This is a genomic window from Pseudomonas sp. St290 (assembly GCF_018325805.1).
GTDB classification, from domain to species: domain Bacteria; phylum Pseudomonadota; class Gammaproteobacteria; order Pseudomonadales; family Pseudomonadaceae; genus Aquipseudomonas; species Aquipseudomonas bijieensis.
The window spans coordinates 4,687,485-4,707,753 of sequence record NZ_AP014703.1 but is presented as its reverse complement, the minus strand read 5'-3'; the positions used below and the strand labels follow the sequence as shown (position 1 = coordinate 4,707,753).

Annotated in this window: 2 protein-coding genes (1 of these 2 running past the window's edge); both read left to right on the top strand. The window is 65.6% G+C overall.

Annotated features, from left to right (window positions below; genetic code table 11):
- Nucleotides 1-7,721, top strand: partial view of a non-ribosomal peptide synthetase gene (locus tag PBDP_RS20320; protein WP_212801236.1) — the 3' portion only. It extends 3,367 nt beyond the left edge of the window; 7,721 of the gene's 11,088 nt are visible here — the last part of the coding sequence; its start codon lies beyond the left edge, outside the window; the stop codon is at nt 7,719-7,721.
- Nucleotides 7,721-20,269 (top strand): non-ribosomal peptide synthase/polyketide synthase, encoded by a 12,549-nt coding sequence (locus PBDP_RS20315; protein WP_249411814.1) that lies wholly within the window; start codon nt 7,721-7,723, stop codon nt 20,267-20,269. Before PBDP_RS20320 ends, PBDP_RS20315 begins: the two co-directional genes overlap by 1 nt.

Here is a 20,269-nt window from a genome sequence, read left to right as displayed (position 1 = left end):
AACCCGACAGTGCGGCGTACCACATTCCGGCGGCGCTGCGGATTCAGGGCGACCTGGACCTGGAGGCCTTGCAACAGAGTTTCGCCGCCCTGGTGCAGCGTCACGAGAGCCTGCGCACCACCTTCGTCCAGGTCGATGAACAAGCGTTCCAAGTCATTCACGAGCAGATGAACCCGGTGGTGATCCCGCAGATTCTCGACGGTGGTCACGAACAGATCCAGGCCTTCGTCCGCCAGCAGATCGCCGAGCCATTCGACCTGCAAAACGGCCCGTTGCTGCGGGTTGGTCTGTTGCGGGTGGCGGCCGACGAGCATGTGCTGGTGCTGACCCAGCACCACATTGTCTCCGATGGCTGGTCGATGCAATTGTTGGTGCAGGAACTGATACAAGGTTATGCCGCGTGCAGCCAGGGTGGGACTCTGGCATTGGCCGAGCTGCCGATCCAGTATGCCGATTACGCGGTGTGGCAACGTCAGTGGATGGACGCCGGCGAACGGGAACGGCAACTGGCGTACTGGACCGAGGTGCTGGGGGGCGAGCAGCCGTTGCTGGCGCTGCCCACCGACCGGCCGCGCCCGAACCGGCAGAGCTTTGCCGGCGCCCGCCTGGCCATCGACCTGCCGCCGGTCCTGGGCCAACAGTTGCGACAGCTGGCCCAGCGCGAAGGCAGCACGTTGTTCATGGTTTTGCTGGCGTCGTTCCAGGCCTTGCTGCATCGCTACAGCGGCCAGTCGGACATCCGTGTCGGCGTGCCCATCGCCAACCGCAACCGGGTGGAAACCGAAGGCCTGATCGGATTCTTCGTCAACACCCAGGTGCTCAAGGCCGAGGTCGATCCGCAGCAGCGTTTCAGCGCGTTGCTGGCCCAGGTCAAACAGGCGGCCATCGGCGCCGAGGCTCATCAGGACCTGCCGTTCGAACAACTGGTCGAGGCGCTGCGGCCTGAGCGCAACCTGAGCCACAGCCCGTTGTTCCAGGTGCTGTACAACCACCAGAGCGTCGCACGCCAGGCACTGCCGGCGCTGCCCGGGCTGGTGATCAAGGCCCAGGAATGGGAAAGCCAGACCGCCCAGTTCGACTTGACCCTCGACACCCTGGAAGCCGAGGGTGAACTCGGTGCGGCGCTGACCTATGCCACCGATTTGTTCGACGCCAGCACCGTGCAACGCATGGCCGAGCACTGGTTGAACCTGCTGCACGGCATCGTCGCCAATCCCCGGCAACGCATCGGTGAACTGCCGCTGCTGACGGCCGCCGAGCAACAGCAGCACATCGGCCAATGGAACCCGGCGCCGCGCAGCTTCCCGGGCGAGACCTGCCTGCATCAGCGCATCGCCGAACAGGCGCGTTTGCGTCCTGATGCCGTCGCTTTGCGTTTCAACGCCCAAACCCTGACCTACGGCGCCCTCAACGCCCAGGCCAACCGTCGCGCCCATCAGTTGATCGCCCACGGCGTTGGCCCGGATGTACTGGTGGGGCTGGCGGCCGAGCGTGGTTTCGACATGCTGGTGGGCCTGTTGGCAATCCTCAAGGCCGGCGGTGCCTACGTGCCGCTGGACCCGACGTATCCCCAGGATCGTCTGGCCTACATGATGCAGGACAGTGGCATCGGTTTGCTGCTGACCCAAGCGGCCCTGGTCGATCAGCTGCCAGTGCCGGACGGTGTGCAAACGCTGCTGCTGGACGCCGACGTCAGTGCATTCGCCGACAGCGATCCGCAGGTGTCGATGGACGCCGAAAACCTCGCTTATGTGATCTACACCTCCGGTTCCACCGGCAACCCGAAGGGCACCTTGCTGCCGCATCACAACGTGCTGCGCCTGTTCGAGGCCACCGAGCCGTGGTTCAACTTCGGTGCGGTGGATGTCTGGAGCCTGTTCCATTCCTACGCGTTCGATTTCTCGGTCTGGGAAATCTTCGGCGCACTGCTCCACGGTGGTGAGCTGTTGATAGTGCCGTACGACATCAGCCGTTCCCCGCAGCAGTTCCACGAATTGCTCTGCGACGCCGGGGTGACGGTGCTCAACCAGACGCCTTCGGCATTCAAGCAGTTGATGCACGAAGCCTGCGCCGACTCGCGAAGCAATGCCTTGCGCTACGTGGTGTTCGGTGGCGAGGCGCTGGACGTCAAGTCCTTGCGCCCGTGGTTCGAGCGCTTCGGCGACGCGGCGCCGCAACTGATCAACATGTACGGCATCACCGAAACCACCGTGCACGTGACTTACCGTCCGCTGTCGATAGCGGACCTGGAACAGGACGCCAGCAGCCCCATCGGCGAGCCGATTGCCGACCTGTCGTGGTACCTGCTGGACGGCGATTTGAATCCGGTGCCGAAAGGCTGCATCGGAGAGTTGTACGTCGGCCGCGCCGGCCTGGCTCGGGGTTATCTGAATCGTGGCGACCTCACCGCATTGCGGTTCATCCCCGACCCGTTCGGCGACAGCGGCGCACGCTTGTACCGCACCGGTGACTTGGCGCAGTACCGCAGCGATGGGGTGATCGAGTACGTCGGCCGCATCGACCATCAAGTGAAGATCCGTGGCTTCCGCATTGAGCTGGGCGAAATCGAAGCGCGCCTGAATGCCCTGGTGTCGGTACGCGAAGCGCTGGTGTTGGCCCAGGAAGGCCCGAGCGGCCAGCAACTGGTGGGTTACGTGATTGCGGCGCAAGTCGGCGAGGACGAAGCCGACCTGCGCGAACAGATCAAGACCCAACTCAAGGCCGAGCTGCCGGACTACATGGTGCCGACGCACCTGCTGTTCCTCGAGCAATGGCCGCTGACCGCCAACGGCAAGCTCGATCGCAAGGCCTTGCCAACCGCCGACGCCAGCCAGATCCAGCAGGACTACGTGGCGCCGCGAAGTGAACTGGAGCAACAGATCGCAACGATCTGGCAAGACGTGCTCAAAGTCGAGCGGGTCGGCTTGAGCGATAACTTCTTTGAGCTGGGCGGCGATTCGATTGTCTCCATCCAGGTGGTCAGCCGCGCCCGTCAGACGGGCATCCGCTTTACCCCCAAGGACTTGTTCCAGCACCAGACCGTGCAGGCGCTGGCGAGCGTCGCCCAAATGGGTGGGCAGGCGCAGGCCATCGATCAAGCGTCGACCGAAGGGTCGACACCGTTGTTGCCGATCCAGCAGGCGTATTTCGCCGAGGCGATTCCCGAGCGTCACCACTACAACCAGTCGGTGCTGCTGAAACCGGCCAGCCCGTTGCAAGCTTCCGTGTTGGGGCAGGCCTTGCAGGCGTTGGTGCTGCACCACGACGCCTTGCGTTTGTCCTTCAGTGAAACCGCCGAAGGATGGCGCGCCGAACACCGTGAGGTGGCGGCGCAACAACAGGCTTGGGCGAGCAACGGTTTGCTGTGGCAGCGTGACGTGGCCGATGCCAGCGCGCTGGAAACCCTCGCCAATCAGGCCCAGCGCAGCCTCGACCTGGACGCCGGGCCGCTGTTGCGCGGTGTCCTGGCGACCTTGGCCGATGGCAGCCAGCGCCTGTTGCTGGTGGTTCATCACTTGGCGGTGGACGGTGTGTCGTGGCGGATTCTGTTCGACGACCTGCAAACCGCCTACCAGCAGTTGCTCGCCGGCCAAGCCCTGCAATTACCGGCCAAGACCAGCTCGGTCAAGGCCTTTGCCGAGCAGTTGCAAGCCCACGCTCGCAGCGCGGAGCTGCAGCAGCAATTGGCCTACTGGCAAGGGCTACTGCACGACGCACCGACCGACCTGCCGTGCCTCGACCCCGAGGCGATCGGGCAAAACCGCGAGGCCGTCACCGTTCACACACGGCTGGACGCGCCCTTGACCCGGCAGTTGCTGCAAGAGGCGCCAGCGGCCTATCGCACCCAGGTCAATGACCTGTTGCTCACGGCCCTGGCCCGGGTGATTTGCCGTTGGACCGGCCACGACAGCCTGTTGCTCCAGCTCGAAGGCCATGGCCGCGAAGAGCTGTTCGCCAACGTCGACCTGACCCGCACGGTGGGGTGGTTCACCAGTCTGTTCCCGGTGCGGTTGTCGCCGGCGGTCGAACTGGCGGACTCGATCAAGTCGATCAAGCAAGGGCTGCGGACGATTCCCGACAAAGGCGTGGGCTTCGGTGCGCTGCGTTACCTGGGCGAAGACGCCAGTCGGGCGGCCTTGGAAGCCTTGCCGGTGCCGCGCATTACCTTCAACTACCTCGGCCAGTTCGACGGCAGTTTCGATCAGGACCAAGGCGCGCTGTTCAGCCCGGCCAGCGAAAGCGCCGGCGACGAGCAAAGCCCGCTGACCACCCTGGGCAACTGGCTGACGCTCAACGGTCAGGTGTTCGATGGCGCGCTGCGGCTGGGCTGGACGTTCAGTGCGCAACAGTTCGAGCCGGCGACCATCCAGCGGTTGGCCGATGAGTACGCCCGTGAGCTGGCGCTGTTGATCGCCCATTGCTGCGACCCGACGAGCCAGGGCATGACGCCGGTGGACTTTCCCCTGGCCGGCCTGACCCAGGCACAACTCGATGGCCTGGCGCTGTCGGCACGCGGGGTGGAAGACCTTTACCCGCTGGCACCGATGCAGCAAGGCATGTTGTTCCACAGCCTGTACGAAGCGGGCAGCGGCCAGTACATCAACCAGATGCGCCTGGACATCGAAGGCCTCGACCCTCGGCGTTTCGAGGCGGCCTGGCAAGCGGCGGTCGATGCCCATGACAGCCTGCGCAGCAGTTTTATCTGGCAGGGCAGCGAGCGGCCGGTGCAAGTGGTGCACAAGCAGGTGCGAGTGCCGTTCACCTCCCTGGACTGGAGCGCCCGTGCCGATGCCACCCAGGCCCTGGCCGAACGGGCGGACGCCGAGCGCGAACAGGGCTTCGACCTGGCCTGCGCGCCGTTGCTGCGCCTGGTGCTGGTGCGCACCGCTGAGCGGCGTTATCACCTGATCTACACCCATCACCACATTCTGATGGACGGCTGGAGCAACTCGCAGTTGCTCGGCGAGGTCCTGCAACGCTACGACGGCCAGGCCCTGCCGCGCCCGGCCGGGCGGTATCGGGACTACATCGCCTGGCTGCAAGGCCGCGACGCCCAGGCCAGCGAAACCTTCTGGCTGGCGCAATTGCAAAGCCTGGAGGTGCCGACCCGTCTGGCCGAGCCCCGTGTCGCACCGCTGCAACCGGCGTTGGAAAGCAGCCACGCCAGCCACTACCACGACCTGACGCCCCAGCAGACCCAACGCCTGAGCGAGTTCGCCCGCCAGCAGAAAGTCACCCTCAACACCGTCGTCCAGGCGACCTGGTTGTTACTGCTGCAGCACTACACCGGGCACGCCACCGTGGCCTTCGGCGCCACCGTGTCGGGGCGGCCGAGCGAGCTCAAGGGCGTTGAGCAGCAGATCGGCCTGTTCATCAACACCTTGCCGGTCATCGCCAGCCCGCGTCCGGAGCAAGCGCTGAGCGCACTGCTGCAACAGATCCAGGGCCAGAACGTGGCCTTGCGCGAGCACGAGCACACGCCATTGTTCGAGATCCAGCGCTGGGCCGGGCAGGGCGGTGACGGTTTGTTCGACACCTTGCTGGTGTTCGAAAACTACCCCGTGTCCCAGGCCCTGCAAGCGCAGGCGCCCTCGGGTTTGAGCTTCGGCAGCGTGGCCAGCCAGGAACAGACTAATTTCCCGTTGACCCTGGCCGTCAATCTAACTGACATCCTGAGCCTGCACTTCACCTATGCCCATGCTGCTTTCCCTATACACACCGTCGAGCGCCTGGCTGAGCAGGTGGCCTACGTGCTCGCGCAGATGGTGAGCCTGCCGGCCGGCGGTTGCGTGGGCGACATCCAACTGCTGGATGAGGTGACCCGTGACAGGCTGCTGCACGACTGGAACGCCACCTCGGTGATGGAACCGCCTCGGCGCCCGGTCCATCAATGGATCGAGGCCCAGGCCCGAAGCACGCCCGACGCGGTCGCGGTGGTCAGCGAGCAGGAGACGCTCACCTACGCCCAGCTCAACGCCCGGGCCAATCGCCTGGCCCATGGCTTGATCGAACGCGGCATCGGCCCTGATGTGCTGGTGGGCATGGCGCTGTCGCGCAGCGTGCAGATGGTCGTCGGCTTGCTGGCGGTGCTCAAGGCCGGTGGCGCCTACGTGCCGCTGGACCCGGCCTATCCGCGGGATCGCCTGGCGTACATGGTCGAGGACAGCGGCATCGCCTTGCTCCTCACTGAAACCGATGGGCTGCCGCTGTTCGGCGACGCTGCCGTGGCCACGCTGCTGTTGGATCAGCCCGGGCAATGGCTGGCCGGCTACAGCGAGCGCGACCCGGGCGTGGCCATCGACGGCGAGCACCTCGCTTATGTGATCTACACCTCCGGCTCCACCGGCAAGCCCAAGGGCGTGACCCTTCGCCATGCCGGCCTGAGCAACCACATGGCGTGGATGCAGGATTGTTTGAAACTGACCGCCGCCGACCGCGTCCTGCAGAAAACCGCGATCAGTTTCGATGCCTCGGTCTGGGAGTTCTGGCTGCCGTTGATGAGCGGCGCGCAACTGGTGCTCGCCAGCCCGCACCTGAACCTCGACCTGACCACCCTCTGGGCCGACGTGGCGCGGTGGCGCATCAGCGTGCTGCAAATGGCGCCCTCGCTGTTGCAGGCCTTGCTGCCTCTGGCGACCCGCGAGCAACTGGCCTCCCTGCGCCTGCTGCTGTGCGGCGGCGAGGCCTTGAGCACGCACCTGTCACGCCAGGTCATGGCGCTGTTCGAGGGCGAGCTGCGCAACCTCTATGGCCCGACCGAAGCGACCATCGACACCAGCAGCCATGCCGTAGTGCGCGGCCGCGAAGAGGACGCCGAGCGGATCATCGCCATCGGCCGTCCCATCGATAACGTGCGCACCTACGTGCTGGACGCGGCGTTGCGGCCTTGCGCCGTGGGCGCCGTCGGCGAGTTGCACATCGCCGGTGATTCCCTGGCCCGTGGTTACCACCAACGACCGGCATTGTCCGCCGAACGCTTCATTCCCGACCCGTTCGCGCCAGATGCCGGCGGTCGCCTGTATCGCACCGGTGACCTGGCGCGTTACGGCGCGGACGGGGTGATCGAGTACCTCGGCCGGATCGACCATCAAGTGAAGATCCGTGGCCTGCGCATCGAACTGGGGGAAATCGAAGCGCGCCTGCAGGCCGATGCCGATGTGCGCGATGCGGTGGTGCTGGCGCGGGACGACGTGAGCGGGCCGAACCTGGTGGCCTACCTGGTCGGCCAGGACAGCCCGCTCGACAGCCCTCTTGACCAGGCCAGCCTGAGCGACCGGCTCAAGGCGCGACTGGCGGCCCAGGTGCCGGACTTCATGGTGCCGACCCATTGGGTCTTCCTCGACCGCTTGCCGCTGACCCCCAACGGCAAGCTCGATCGCAAGGCCTTGCCGGCACCGGACACCCGTGCCCTGCACTCGGCTTACCTCGCACCGCAGAGCGACCTCGAATGCCGGGTCGCGGCCATCTGGCAAGACGTGCTCAAGGTCGAGCGGGTCGGGCTGGGCGACGACTTCTTCGAGCTGGGCGGGCATTCGCTGCTGGTGGTGAGCGTGGTCTCGCGCCTGCAACTGGAGCTGGGCCTGACCTTGACCCCGCAACTGATTTTCCAATTCCCGGTACTCGGCGCGTTCGTGGCGCAACTCGAGCCTGCCGGCGAACCCATGAGTACGTCGAAATTGAGCAAGCTTGAAGCGCTGCTCGATGAATTTGAGGAGGTTTGATGGACACCGCTGTCGCACAACGTATTGCCAGGCGCTTCATAACGCTGCCGCTGGAAAAACGTCGCTTGTACTTGCAGAAAATGCTCGAAGAGAACGTTTCCCCAGCGAACCTGCCCATTGCGCCCGTCAGTGCCGAGTTCGACACGTTGTCGCTGTCATTTGCCCAGGAACGCCAATGGTTCCTGTGGCAGCTGGACCCCGAGAGCGCGGCCTACCACATGCCTACGGCCCTGCGCTTGCGCGGGCCGCTGGACATCGCTGCGCTGGAGCAGAGTTTCACGGCGTTGGTGGCGCGTCACGAGAGCCTGCGCACCACCTTCCAGACCCAGGGCGAGCAGGTCGTGCAGCAGGTGCACGCGGCGGCGCCAGTGCGCTTGCAGGCAGACACGTTGGAACAACGGCCGGACGAAACCCAGCTGCGCCAGTTGATCGAAGCCGAAACCCGCCAGCTCTTCGACCTGCAACAAGGGCCGTTGCTGCGCACGCGCCTGCTGCGGTTGGCGGCGGATGACCATGTGCTGATCGTGACCTTGCACCACATCGTTGCCGATGGCTGGTCGATGCAGGTGATGGTCGAGGAACTGGTCAACGGCTACGCCGCCTTCAGCCAGGGCCACGTGCCGGAGCTGCCGGCGCTGCCGATCCAGTACGCCGACTACGCCATCTGGCAGCGGCACTGGATGGAAGCGGGCGAGCGTGAACGCCAGTTGGAATACTGGACCGCACGCTTGGGTGGCCAGCAACCGGTGCTGGAACTGCCTACCGATTTCCCCCGTCCGGCGGTGATGAGCTATCGCGGCGCGCGGCTGGAACTTGCCATCGATGCGGTACTGGCTGGCGACCTCAAGCACATGGCCCAGCGCGAAGGCGTCAGCCTGTTCATGCTTCTGCTGGCCTCGTTCCAGGCGCTGCTGCATCGCTACAGCGGCCAGCACGATATTCGTGTCGGCGTGCCGACGGCCAACCGTAACCGGGTCGAGACCGAGCGCCTGATCGGCTTTTTCGTCAACACCCAGGTGCTCGACAGCGATGTCCAGAGCCAGGATTCGTTTGGTGCCCTGCTGCAACAAGTGAAGCAGGCAGCCCTGGGTGCCCAGGCGCACCAAGAGCTGCCGTTCGAGCAACTGGTCGAGGCGTTGCAGCCTGAGCGCAACCTGAGCCACAGCCCGCTGTTCCAGGTGATGTTCAACCACCGGACCCAAGGCCCGGCGGGCGAGGGGCCGGTCGGTGCGTTGAAAGTCGAGGGGCTGCGCTGGGATTCGCACACGGCGCAATTCGACCTGACCCTGGAAACCGTGGAGCACAGCGAAGGGCTCTCGGTAGGGCTGATTTATGCCACCGACCTGTTTGGCGCCGAGACGATCGCGCGCATGGCCGGGCATTGGCAGAACCTGTTGCGGGCAATCGTGGCCGACCCGACGCAGCGCATCGGTGAACTGCCGTTGCTCGACGCGGCCGAACGCCAGGCCCAGCTCGACGACGGCCAGCGCAACGCGGCGCCAGCGCCCGAGGCGGGGTTTGTCCATCAATTATTCGAACGACAAGCGGCGCGCACCCCGGACGCTCCGGCGCTGGTGATCGACGACGAACGCTGGAGCTACGGCCAACTCAATGCCCGGGCCAATCAACTGGCGGGGAAGCTGCAGAGCCTTGGCGTCGGCCCCGATGTCCTGGTCGGCATTGCCGTGGAGCGCAGCGCGCACATGCTGGTGGGCCTGCTGGCGATCCTCAAGGCCGGCGGCGCCTACCTGCCGCTGGACCCGGCGTTCCCCCAGGACCGCCTGGCCTACATGATCGAAGACAGCGGCATCGAGCTGCTGCTGACCCAGAACTCGCTGCTCAACCGATTCTCGGCACCCTGTGGGAGCGAGCCTGTGGGAGCAAAGCTTGCTCGCGATGGCGGTAGTTCAGTCAATGGTGATGGTGGGTGTGCCGATGCTATCGCGAGCAAGCTTTGCTCCCACAGGTTCGCTCCCACAGGGGCCGGTGTTGGCATCACCACGCTGGTGTTGGACCAGGAGGGTGACTGGCTCGACGGCTATGCCTGCGAGGCGCCGGCGACGCGCCTGGATGCGGAGCACCTGGCCTACGCGATCTACACCTCCGGCTCCACCGGCAAGCCCAAGGGCGTGATGGTGCGCCACGGCGCGCTGACCAATTTCGTCGCGAGCATGGCCAAGGCGCCGGGCATGACGGCCCAGGACCGGGCGTTGTCGCTGACCACGTTCTCGTTCGATATTTTCGGCCTGGAAATCTACGTGCCGCTGATGGTCGGCGCGTGCATCGTGCTGACCGGCCAACACGTCGCCCAGGACCCGTACGCGGTGTTGGCGCTGATCGCGGCGGAGCAGGTCAACGTGGTCCAGGCCACGCCGTCGACCTGGCGCATGTTGCTGGACAACGAGCACGCCCAGGGTTTGCGCGGCTGCAAGTGCCTGTGCGGTGGCGAGGCGCTGCCCCGGGAACTGGCCGTGCGCATGCTCGCCCTTGGCGGTGAAGTGTGGAACCTCTACGGCCCGACGGAAACCACCATCTGGTCGGCCCTGCACCCGTTGCAAACCCAGGCTGCGCAGCCGTGGCTGGGCGGCCCCATCGACAACACCACGCTGTACATCGTCGGTGCCGACCTGATGCCGGTGCCCTATGGCGTGGCCGGTGAATTGCTGATCGGCGGCCAGGGCCTGGCCCGGGGTTATTTCCAGCGTCCGGCGCTGACCGCCGAACGTTTCGTGCCCCATCCGTTTGTCGCCGGCGAGCGCCTGTATCGCACCGGTGACCTGGCGCGCCAGCGTGCCGACGGCATCCTCGAATACCTCGGGCGCATCGACCACCAGGTGAAGATCCGCGGGTTCCGCATCGAACTGGGGGAAATCGAGGCGCGCCTGCTGGAACAGGGCAGCGTGCGCGAAGCGGCGGTGCTGGCCCAGGACGCGCCGGGCGGCCAGGCGCTGGTGGCGTACATCGTCCCAACCGCCGAACTGGATGACCTGGACGCCACCGCCCAGAGCGACCTGCGTGACAGCCTCACCGCAGGGCTCAAGGTCAACCTGCCCGACTACATGGTGCCGGCCCACGTGGTGCTGTTGCCGCGCTTCCCGCTGACGCCCAACGGCAAGCTGGATCGCAAGCAGTTGCCCAAGCCCGATGCCAGTCAGTGGCAGAAAACCTATGTCGCGCCGCAGACCTCCGTGCAGCAGGCGGTGGCGACGATCTGGGCCGATATCCTCAAGGTCCAGCGGGTGGGCCTGGATGACAACTTCTTCGAACTGGGCGGCCATTCCTTGCTGGCCACCCAGGTGATGTCGCGGATTCGCCAGCAACTGAATGTCCAGGTGCCGCTTCGCCTGTTGTTCGCCCACAACAGCCTGCGAGCGTTTGTCGAGGCCCTGGGCACGGCGTCGGCGAATGATGAGCCGAGCATCCCCCGTATTCCTCGCGACCAGCCGCTGGCGCTCTCGTTCGCCCAGCAGCGGCAGTGGTTCCTCTGGCAACTGGAACCCACCAGCAGCGCCTATCACATTCCCGCCGCGCTGCGTTTGCGCGGTGCTCTCGACCGTGCCGCGTTGCAACAGAGCTTCGATGCACTGGTGGCGCGTCACGAGAGCCTGCGGACCCGCTTCGTGCTCGACAATGAGCGTCCCCTGCAAGTGATCGATGCACCGGCGCCGCTGACCCTGGCGGTGGAATCGGTGGACGCCGGTATCGATGAACAGGCCTTGCGCGGCTTGATCGAAGCCGAAACCCGACGATTGTTCGATTTGCAGCGCGGTCCGTTGCTGCGGGTCAAGTTGTTGCAACTGGGGGCTGATGAGCATGTGCTGATCCTGACCCAGCACCACATCGTGTCCGATGCCTGGTCGATGCAGATCATGGTCGACGACCTGCTGCAGTTGTACGCGGGTTTCAGCCAGGGCCAGCCCGTGGCGCTGGCGCCGCTGCCGATCCAGTACGCCGACTACGGCCACTGGCAGCGGCAATGGCTGGCGGCGGGGGAGCAACAACGTCAACTCGATTACTGGCTCGAGCAGTTGGGCGGCGAACAACCGATTCTCGAACTGCCGACCGACCATCCGCGCCCGGCCCAGCAAAGCTATCGGGGCGCACGGCTGCCCATCGTCATCGAGCCGGCTTTGGCCGAAGGCCTCAAGCGCCTGGCCCAGCAACACAACAGCACGCTGTTCATGCTCTTGCTCGCCGGCTTCCAGACCTTGCTGCACCGCTACAGCGGCCAGGACGACATCCGCGTCGGCGTGCCGATCGCCAACCGTAACCGGGAGGAAACCGAGCGCCTGCTGGGCTTCTTCGTCAACACCCAGGTGCTCAAGGCCGACATCGACGGCAACCTGCGGTTCGACCAGTTGCTCGATCAGGTCAAGCAACGCGCACTGGGCGCCCAGGCCCACCAGGACCTGCCGTTCGAACAACTGGTGGAACGGCTGGAACCGGCGCGCAACTTGAGCCACACGCCGTTGTTCCAGGTGATGTTCAACCATGCCAGCGAGGCCCGCCGGGACCTGTCGGCGTTGCCGGGCCTGAGCCTGGAACAACTGACCTGGGACTCAGGCACCGCGCAGTTCGACCTGACCCTGGACACCTTCGAATACGCCGATGGCCTCAGCGCCGCGTTGACCTATGCCCGCGACCTGTTCGAACCGGGCACCATCGCCCGCCTGGGCGAGCACTGGCTGAACCTGTTGCGCGCCATCGTCGCCAACCCGACCCAGCGCATCGCCGAACTGCCGATGCTGGACGGGGCACAACGGCGCGTGATCGTCGAGGACTGGAACCGCACCTACGCCGACTACCCGAACCATGTTCCGGTGCATCAGTTGATCGAAGCCCAGGTCGAGCGTGACCCGCACGCCGAGGCACTGGTGTTCGAAGGGCAATCGCTGAGCTATGCCCGGCTCAACGCCCGCGCCAACCAGTTGGCCCACGCCTTGATCGCCCGCGGCATCGGCCCGGATGTGCTGGTGGGCATCGCGGTGCAGCGCAGCGTGGAGATGGTCGTCGGCCTGCTGGCGATCCTCAAGGCCGGCGGCGCCTACGTGCCGCTGGACCCGGAGTACCCGCCGGAGCGCCTGGCCTACATGATCGAGGACAGCGGCATCGAGCTGCTGCTGACCCAAAGCTCGTTGCTCAACCAACTACCGCTGTCCTGTGGGAGCGAGCTTGCTCGCGATGGCGGTGGTTCAGTCAATAGTGATGTTGAAGGTGAGGGCCTTATCGCGAGCAGGCTCGCTCCCACAGGGGGCGGTGTCACCCCCTTGGTGCTGGATGGGGACGACGCCTGGCTGCGGGACTATCCCACCGACAACCCACCTTCCCGGGTCGTCGCCGAGAACCTGGCCTATGTGATCTACACCTCTGGCTCCACCGGCAAGCCCAAGGGCGCCGGCAACAGCCATGGCGCGCTGACCAACCGCTTGTGCTGGATGCAACAGGCCTATGGCCTGGAGGCGGGCGACAGTGTCTTGCAGAAGACCCCGTTCAGTTTCGACGTGTCGGTCTGGGAATTCTTCTGGCCGCTAATGACGGGCGTGCGCCTGGTCGTCGCGGCACCGGGGGATCATCGCGATCCGCAGAAGCTGGTCAGCCTGATCGAACGGGAAAGCATCACCACCCTGCATTTCGTGCCGTCGATGCTGCAAGCGTTCGTGCTCGACGCCAACGTCAGTCGTTGCACCAGCCTGACCCGTATTGTCTGCAGCGGCGAAGCCCTGCCGGTGGATGCCCAGCAGCAGGTGTTCGCCAAGTTGCCCGATGCCCGGCTGTATAACCTGTACGGTCCGACCGAAGCGGCCATCGACGTGACCCATTGGACCTGCCGCGACGAAGGGCGCGATGCGGTGCCGATTGGCGAGCCGATTGCCAACCTGATGACCTACATCCTCGACGATGAACTGAACCCGGTGCCGAGCGGCGTCAACGGCGAGCTGTACCTCAGCGGCCAGGGCCTGGCCCGCGGTTATCACCGCCGCCCCGAACTGACCGCCGAGCGTTTCGTCGCCAGCCCGTTCGTGGCCGGCGAGCGGCTGTACCGCACCGGCGACCTGGCGCGCTATCGCCCGAACGGGGTGATCGACTACATCGGCCGGATCGACCATCAGGTGAAGGTCCGCGGGTTCCGTATCGAATTGGGCGAGATCGAAGCGCGCCTGCTTGAACATGCGGCGGTGCGCGAAGCGGTGGTGGTGGCCCAGGACAGCCGCAGCGGCAAGGTGCTGAGCGGCTACGTGGTCGTCCAGGCCGAGGCAACCGGTGATTGGTCGCTGCTGCGTGAAGCGCTTCTGGTCCATTTGCGCCTGAACCTGCCGGAACACATGGTGCCGACGCACCTGACCCGCCTGGAACACATGCCGCTGAGCCCGAACGGCAAACTCGACCGCAAGGCGCTGCCGGCGCCGGACCTGGCCGAACGCCAAGAAGCATTCACGGCACCGGTCAACGCCATCGAGCGGGCGCTGGTGGAGATCTGGCAAGGGGTGCTCGGCGTCGAGCGGGTGGGCACCGCCGACAACTTCTTCGCCCTGGGTGGCGACTCGATCAACTCGATCCAGGTGGTCAGCCGGGCGCGTGCCCAAGGCATCGGCCTGGCTCCCAAGGACCTGTTCCTGCACCAGACCATCCAGGCCCTGGCGCGGGTCGCCATGGTGGCCGATGAGGCGGTGATCGACCTGGCACCGGTCACCGGCGACAGCTTGCTGGTGCCGATGCAGCACTGGTTTTTCGCCAGCGATATCCCGCACCGCGACCACTGGAACCAATCGGTCCTGTTGACCCCGCGCGAACCTCTGGACATCGCCCATCTGCAACAGGCCCTGCGGCACGTGGTGGCCCATCACGATGCCCTGCGCCTGCGGTTCACCCAGGCCGACGATGGCCGCTGGCACGCCAGCCATCAGGCCGTGGATGAGCCACCGCTGGAGATCTGGCAGCGCACCGCCCAGAACGCCGCCGAGATCGTCGCCATCGCCGACCAGGCGCAACGCAGCCTCGACCTGCAGCACGGCCCGTTGCTGCGCTGCAGCCTGATCGCGGTGCAGGACGGCAGTTCGCGCCTGCACCTGGCGATTCATCACCTGGTCATGGACGGCGTGTCGTGGCGGGTGCTGCTGGAAGACCTGCAAAACGTCTACCGCCAATTACGGGCGAACCAGGCGCCGGCCTTGCCGGGCAAGTCCACGGCGTTCAAGGCCTGGGCCGCTCAGTTGCAGGACTACGCCCACAGCGAAACCCTGAACAAGGAGCTGGATTACTGGGTCGGGCAATTGGATCAGCCTCTGCCGCCGTTACCACGGGCCCGTCCCGAAGGCAGCCAGGCCGCGGCCCATGGCCGTTCGGTGAGCACACGCCTGGACGCTACCCAGACCCAGCGTCTGCTCAAGCAAGCGCCGACGGCCTATCGCACCCAGGTCAACGATTTGCTGCTCAGCGCCCTGGCGCAAGTGGTCTGCCAATGGACCGGGCAACCGGCCTGCCTGGTGCAGCTCGAAGGCCATGGCCGCGAAGAGCTGTTCGATGGCATCGACCTGAGCCGCACCGTCGGTTGGTTCACCAGCCTGTTCCCGGTGTTGCTGACACCGGCCAGCGACCCGGCCGAGTCGATCAAGCGGATCAAGGAACAGCTGCGCGCGGTGCCGAACAAGGGCCTGGGCTACGGCGTCCTGCGCTACCTCGGTGCCGAAGCGGTCCAGCAGCGGCTGGCAAAACTGCCGCCAGCGCGCATCACCTTCAACTACCTGGGGCAGTTCGACCAGAGCTTCGATGAGCAGGCGCTGTTCGTGCCAAGCGAGGAGGGCAGTGGCGCAGGGCACGGCGATGACGTGGCGCTGGGCAACTGGCTGACCCTCGACGGCCGGATCTTCAACGGCCAGTTGTCCCTGGACTGGACTTTCAGTGGCGATGTCTTCGACGGGGCCACGCTCCAGCAGTTGGCCGATGCCTACGCGGTGGCGTTGCAACAACTGATCGACCACTGCTGCACCGACGGGCACCAGGGCCTGACACCTTCCGACTTCCCGCTGGCGCGCCTGAGCCAGTCGCAACTCAACGGCCTGCCGGTGCCCGTGGCCCAGGTGGAGGACATCTACCCGCTGTCGCCGATGCAGGACGGCATGCTGTTCCACACCCTGGCCGACGACAGCTCCGGCTTGTACATCAACCAGATCAGCCTGCCGGTACACGGCCTGGACACCGAGCGTTTCGCCCGGGCCTGGACCGCGGTGATCGAGCGGGAGGACATCCTGCGCACCAGTTTCCACTGGCAGGATGGCTTGAGCGCGCCGGTGCAAATCGTCCACCGTTACGTTGAGTTGCCGTTGCAGATCGAAGACTGGCGAGGACAGGACATCAGCGAGCAGGCGATCAGCGCCCGGGCGACCGCCGATTACCTGGCCGGTTTCGACTTGAGCCGTGCGCCCTTGCAACGGGTGCTGTTGCTGCGCCTGGAAGACGACCGTTACCAGATGATCTGGACCTGCCATCACATCCTCATGGACGGCTGGAGCAGTTCGCGCTTGTTCGGTGAGGTGTTGCAGTTCTACGCCCATGGGCAGGTGCCGAGCCGCAATGGTCGCTACCGCGAATTCATCGAATGGCTGCAACGCCAGGACCAGGGTGCGCTGGAGCGCTTCTGGCGCAGCCGCCTCGACCCATTGGAACAGGCGACCTCCCTCAACCAGGCGATGTTCCCGCGGTATGTCGCGGCATTGCCGGGGCACCAGGCGCTGTATTCGCGCTGGGACGCGGCGCAGACCGCGCGGCTGCAACAGGCCTGCCGCGCCTTGCAGATCACACCGAACACCTTGATCCAAGGGGCGTGGCTGCTGTTGCTGCAGCGCTTCACCGGGCAAAACACCGTGGTCTTTGGCGCCACCGTCGCCGGGCGTCCGGCGGGGCTGGTCAACGCCGACAACATCCTTGGCCTGTTCATCAACACCTTGCCGGTGATCCAGACCCTGGACCCGGAGCAGCCGCTGGATCAATGGCTGCAGCAGTTGCAGGCCTACAACCTGGACCTGCGTGAGCATTCCCATGCACCGCTGGCGGACATCCAGCGCTGGTCGGGCCTGGGCGGGCAGGGCTTGTTCGACAGCATCATCGTGTTCGAGAACTACCCCATCGACGAACGCCTGGGCGACCAGCAGGACACCGGCCTGAGTTTCGGCGAGTCGCGCAATCATGACGTGACCAACTTCCCGATGGACCTGGCGGTCAACCTGGGTGAAACGCTGTCCATCGAGTACCTGTTCCTGCGCAACGCCTTCAGTGTCGAAGCGGTGGAGCGAATCCGCCGGACCCTGGAAGACACCCTGGAAGCGATGATCAATGCGCCCCACGCGTGCCTGGGCAACCTGCAGCGCTTGTCGCTGGAGCAGTGGCAGGCCTTCGAGCAATGGAGCGCGGCACCGAACGGCTGCTATCAGGCGCAGTTGCTGCCGGAACTGATTGGTCGGCATGCCCGGTCGCGTCCACAGGCCACGGCGCTGGTGTGTGGCGACGACTCGCTGGACTATGGCGAACTGGAGTGTCGGGCCAACCGCCTGGCCCACCGTTTGATCGAACTCGGCGCCGGCCCGGAAGTGGTGGTCGGCGTGGCCCTGGAGCGTTCGGTGGACATGGTCGTGGCGCTGCTGGCGGTGATGAAAAGCGGCTCGGCGTATGTGCCGCTGGACATCGATTACCCACCCGAGCGCCTGGCGTTCATGATCGAAGATTCGGCCATGGCGCTGTTGCTGACCCACAGCCGGGTGCAGGGGCGCCTGCCTGAGTTCGACGGTTTGGCGCGCCAGGCCATCGACGGTTTCGACAGCCGTGGCTACAGCGACCTGCCGCCGCACAGCGGCTTGCTGGGTGGCAACCTGGCCTACCTGATCTACACCTCCGGCTCCACCGGCCGACCCAAAGGCGTCGCCGTGGCGCACGGGCCGATGAGCATGCATTGCCAGGCCATCGCCGGGCTGTATGACATGGACGAGCACACCCGTGAGCTGCATTTCATGTCGTTCGCCTTCGACGGCGCCCATGAGCGCTGGCTGAGCACGCTATTGAGCGGCGGCACCCTGGTGATTCGCGACGGCGCGCTGTGGACGCCGGAGCAGACCTTCGACGCCTTGCACCGCCACGGCATCACCATCGCCTGCTTCCCGCCGGCCTACCTCAAGCAACTGGCCGAATACGCTGCCCACAGCCAGCTGTCGCCACCGCCGGTGCGGGTGTACTGCTTCGGCGGCGATGCGGTGCCGGACCAGACCTTCGAGCAAGTGAAGGCGGCGCTGCGCCCGCAATGCTTCACCAACGGCTATGGCCCGACGGAAACCGTGGTCACGCCCATGTTGTGGAAGGTGCCGGCCAGCGAACGTTGCGAAGCCGCCTACGCGCCGATCGGGCGGGCGGTGGGCGAGCGCGCCTTGTATGTCCTGGACGACAACCTCAACCCGTTGCCGCCGGGCATTGCCGGCGAGTTGTACATCGGTGGCGAGGGGATCGCCCGTGGTTATCACCGCCGCCCGGACCTGAGTGCCGAGCGCTTCGTGCCGGACCCGTTCGGCCAGCCGGGCGATCGCCTGTACCGCAGCGGCGACCTGGTGCGCCAGCGTGTCGACGGGGTGCTCGATTACGTCGGGCGTATCGACCACCAGATCAAGGTGCGGGGTTTCCGCATCGAACTGGGGGAAATCGAAGCCAGCTTGCGACAGTTGGACGACGTCAGCGATGCGTTGGTGATCGCCCGCGACAGTGCCTCGGGCAAGCAACTGATCGGCTACGTGGTCACCCCCGAGGGCATGGCCATCGGTGATCGGCTCAAGGCCGAGCTGCGGGCGCAGTTGCCGGATTACATGGTGCCGGCCCAGGTCATCTGCCTGGAGGCGTTGCCGGTCACGCCGAACGGCAAGCTCGACCGCCAGGCCCTGCCAGAGCCGGAATTCAAGGGCGCCGAGTATGTGCCCGGGCGCAACCGCGATGAGCAGCTGTTGGCCGAGGTCTGGGCCGAGGTGTTGCAGGTCGAGCGGGTGGGCATCACCGACAACTTCTTCGAGTTGGGCGGCGACTCGATCCTCAGCCTGCAAGTGGTCTCGCGGGTACGCAACCATCCGGAGCTGAAGATGGAGCTCAAGCTGCGGGACCTGATGCGTGGCCAGACCATCGAGGCGATTTTCGACCAGCGTTCGAACACGCTTGCCGTGACGGTCGAGGATGTGACCCAGGTGGCGGGCGAAGGGCAGTTCAACCTGATTCCGATCCAGCAATGGTGGTTCGACCAGCGCATGAGCGAACCCCATCACTACAACCAGGCGTTGATGCTGCGGGCCCGCCAGGGGTTGAACCTGACGGCGCTGGAATTGGCGTTGCGCGGCATGATGCAGCAGCACGACGCCTTGCGCCTGCGCTTCAGTGAGGTCGGCGGGCGTCACCTGCAACATTACCAGGCATTGGAGGAAATGCAGGCGCAGTGGGCCAGCGAACCCTTGTTGTGGCAGCGCACGGTGGCCGATGAAGCCGAGCTGGAGCTGTACGCCGAACAGGTACAGCGCAGCCTCGATGTGCACAACGGGCCGGTGTGGCGCACCGCGCACGTGACCTTGGGCAGTGGTGAGATTCGTGTGCTGATGGTCATTCATCACCTGGTCATCGACACGGTGTCGTGGCGTTTGCTCCTGCAGGATTTGCAGACCGCTTATGCGGCCTACAGCGACGGCCAGACGCCGAACCTGCCGATTCGCACCAGCAGCTACCGGGCCTGGGCCGAGGGCTTGCAGGCCTATGCACGGGATTATCCGGCCCAGGAAAAAGCCTGGTGGCTAGAGCAGATCGACCAGCCGGGCAGCGAGTTGCCGTGTGACAACCTGCGGGGCAAGAACCAGGTGCAGTACCAGTCGGTCGCGCATTTGAGCCTGTCGGAGCAGCACACCCAGCAGTTGCTCAAACAGGTGCCGGCGGTCTACCAGACGCAGATCAACGACGTGTTGCTGGCGGCGCTGAGCCGGGTGTTGTGCCGCTGGAGCCAGCAGCCTTCGGTGCTGATCCAGCTGGAGGGGCATGGTCGCGAGGATTTGGTCAAGGACATCGACCTGAGCCGCAGCCTGGGCTGGTTCACCAGCATGTTCCCGGTGCGCCTGGCCCCGAGCCCGGACGCCGACATCGGCACGTCGGTGCGGGCGGTGCAGCGGCAGTTGGCCGCCGTGCCGAACAAGGGGTTGGGCTATGGCGTGTTGCGCTACATGAGCGGCGAGCCGATGGCCGCCACCCTGGGCCGCGCCCCCCAGGCGCGGGTGACGTTCAACTACCTGGGGCAGTTCGACCAGAGTTTCGACGACAAGGCGTTGCTGGTGCCAGCGGCGGAAAGCTACGGCAGTTGCTACAGCCCCCATGCCGCGTTGGGCAACTGGCTGGAAGTGGTGGGGCAGGTGTACGACGGGCGCCTGGCGCTGCGCTGCATCTTCAGCACCCGCCGCTACCGTGCCGAGACCGTCGAGGGATTGATGCGCGCGTACCAGGAGGAACTGGAAGCGTTGATCGAGCACTGCGTGGCGCAGGCTGCCTAA

What these genes read in the sequence shown, in the direction of transcription:
- PBDP_RS20315 (WP_249411814.1), top strand. Translation starts at nt 7,721, where the DNA reads ATGGACACCGCTGTCGCACAACGTATTGCCAGGCGCTTCATAACGCTG.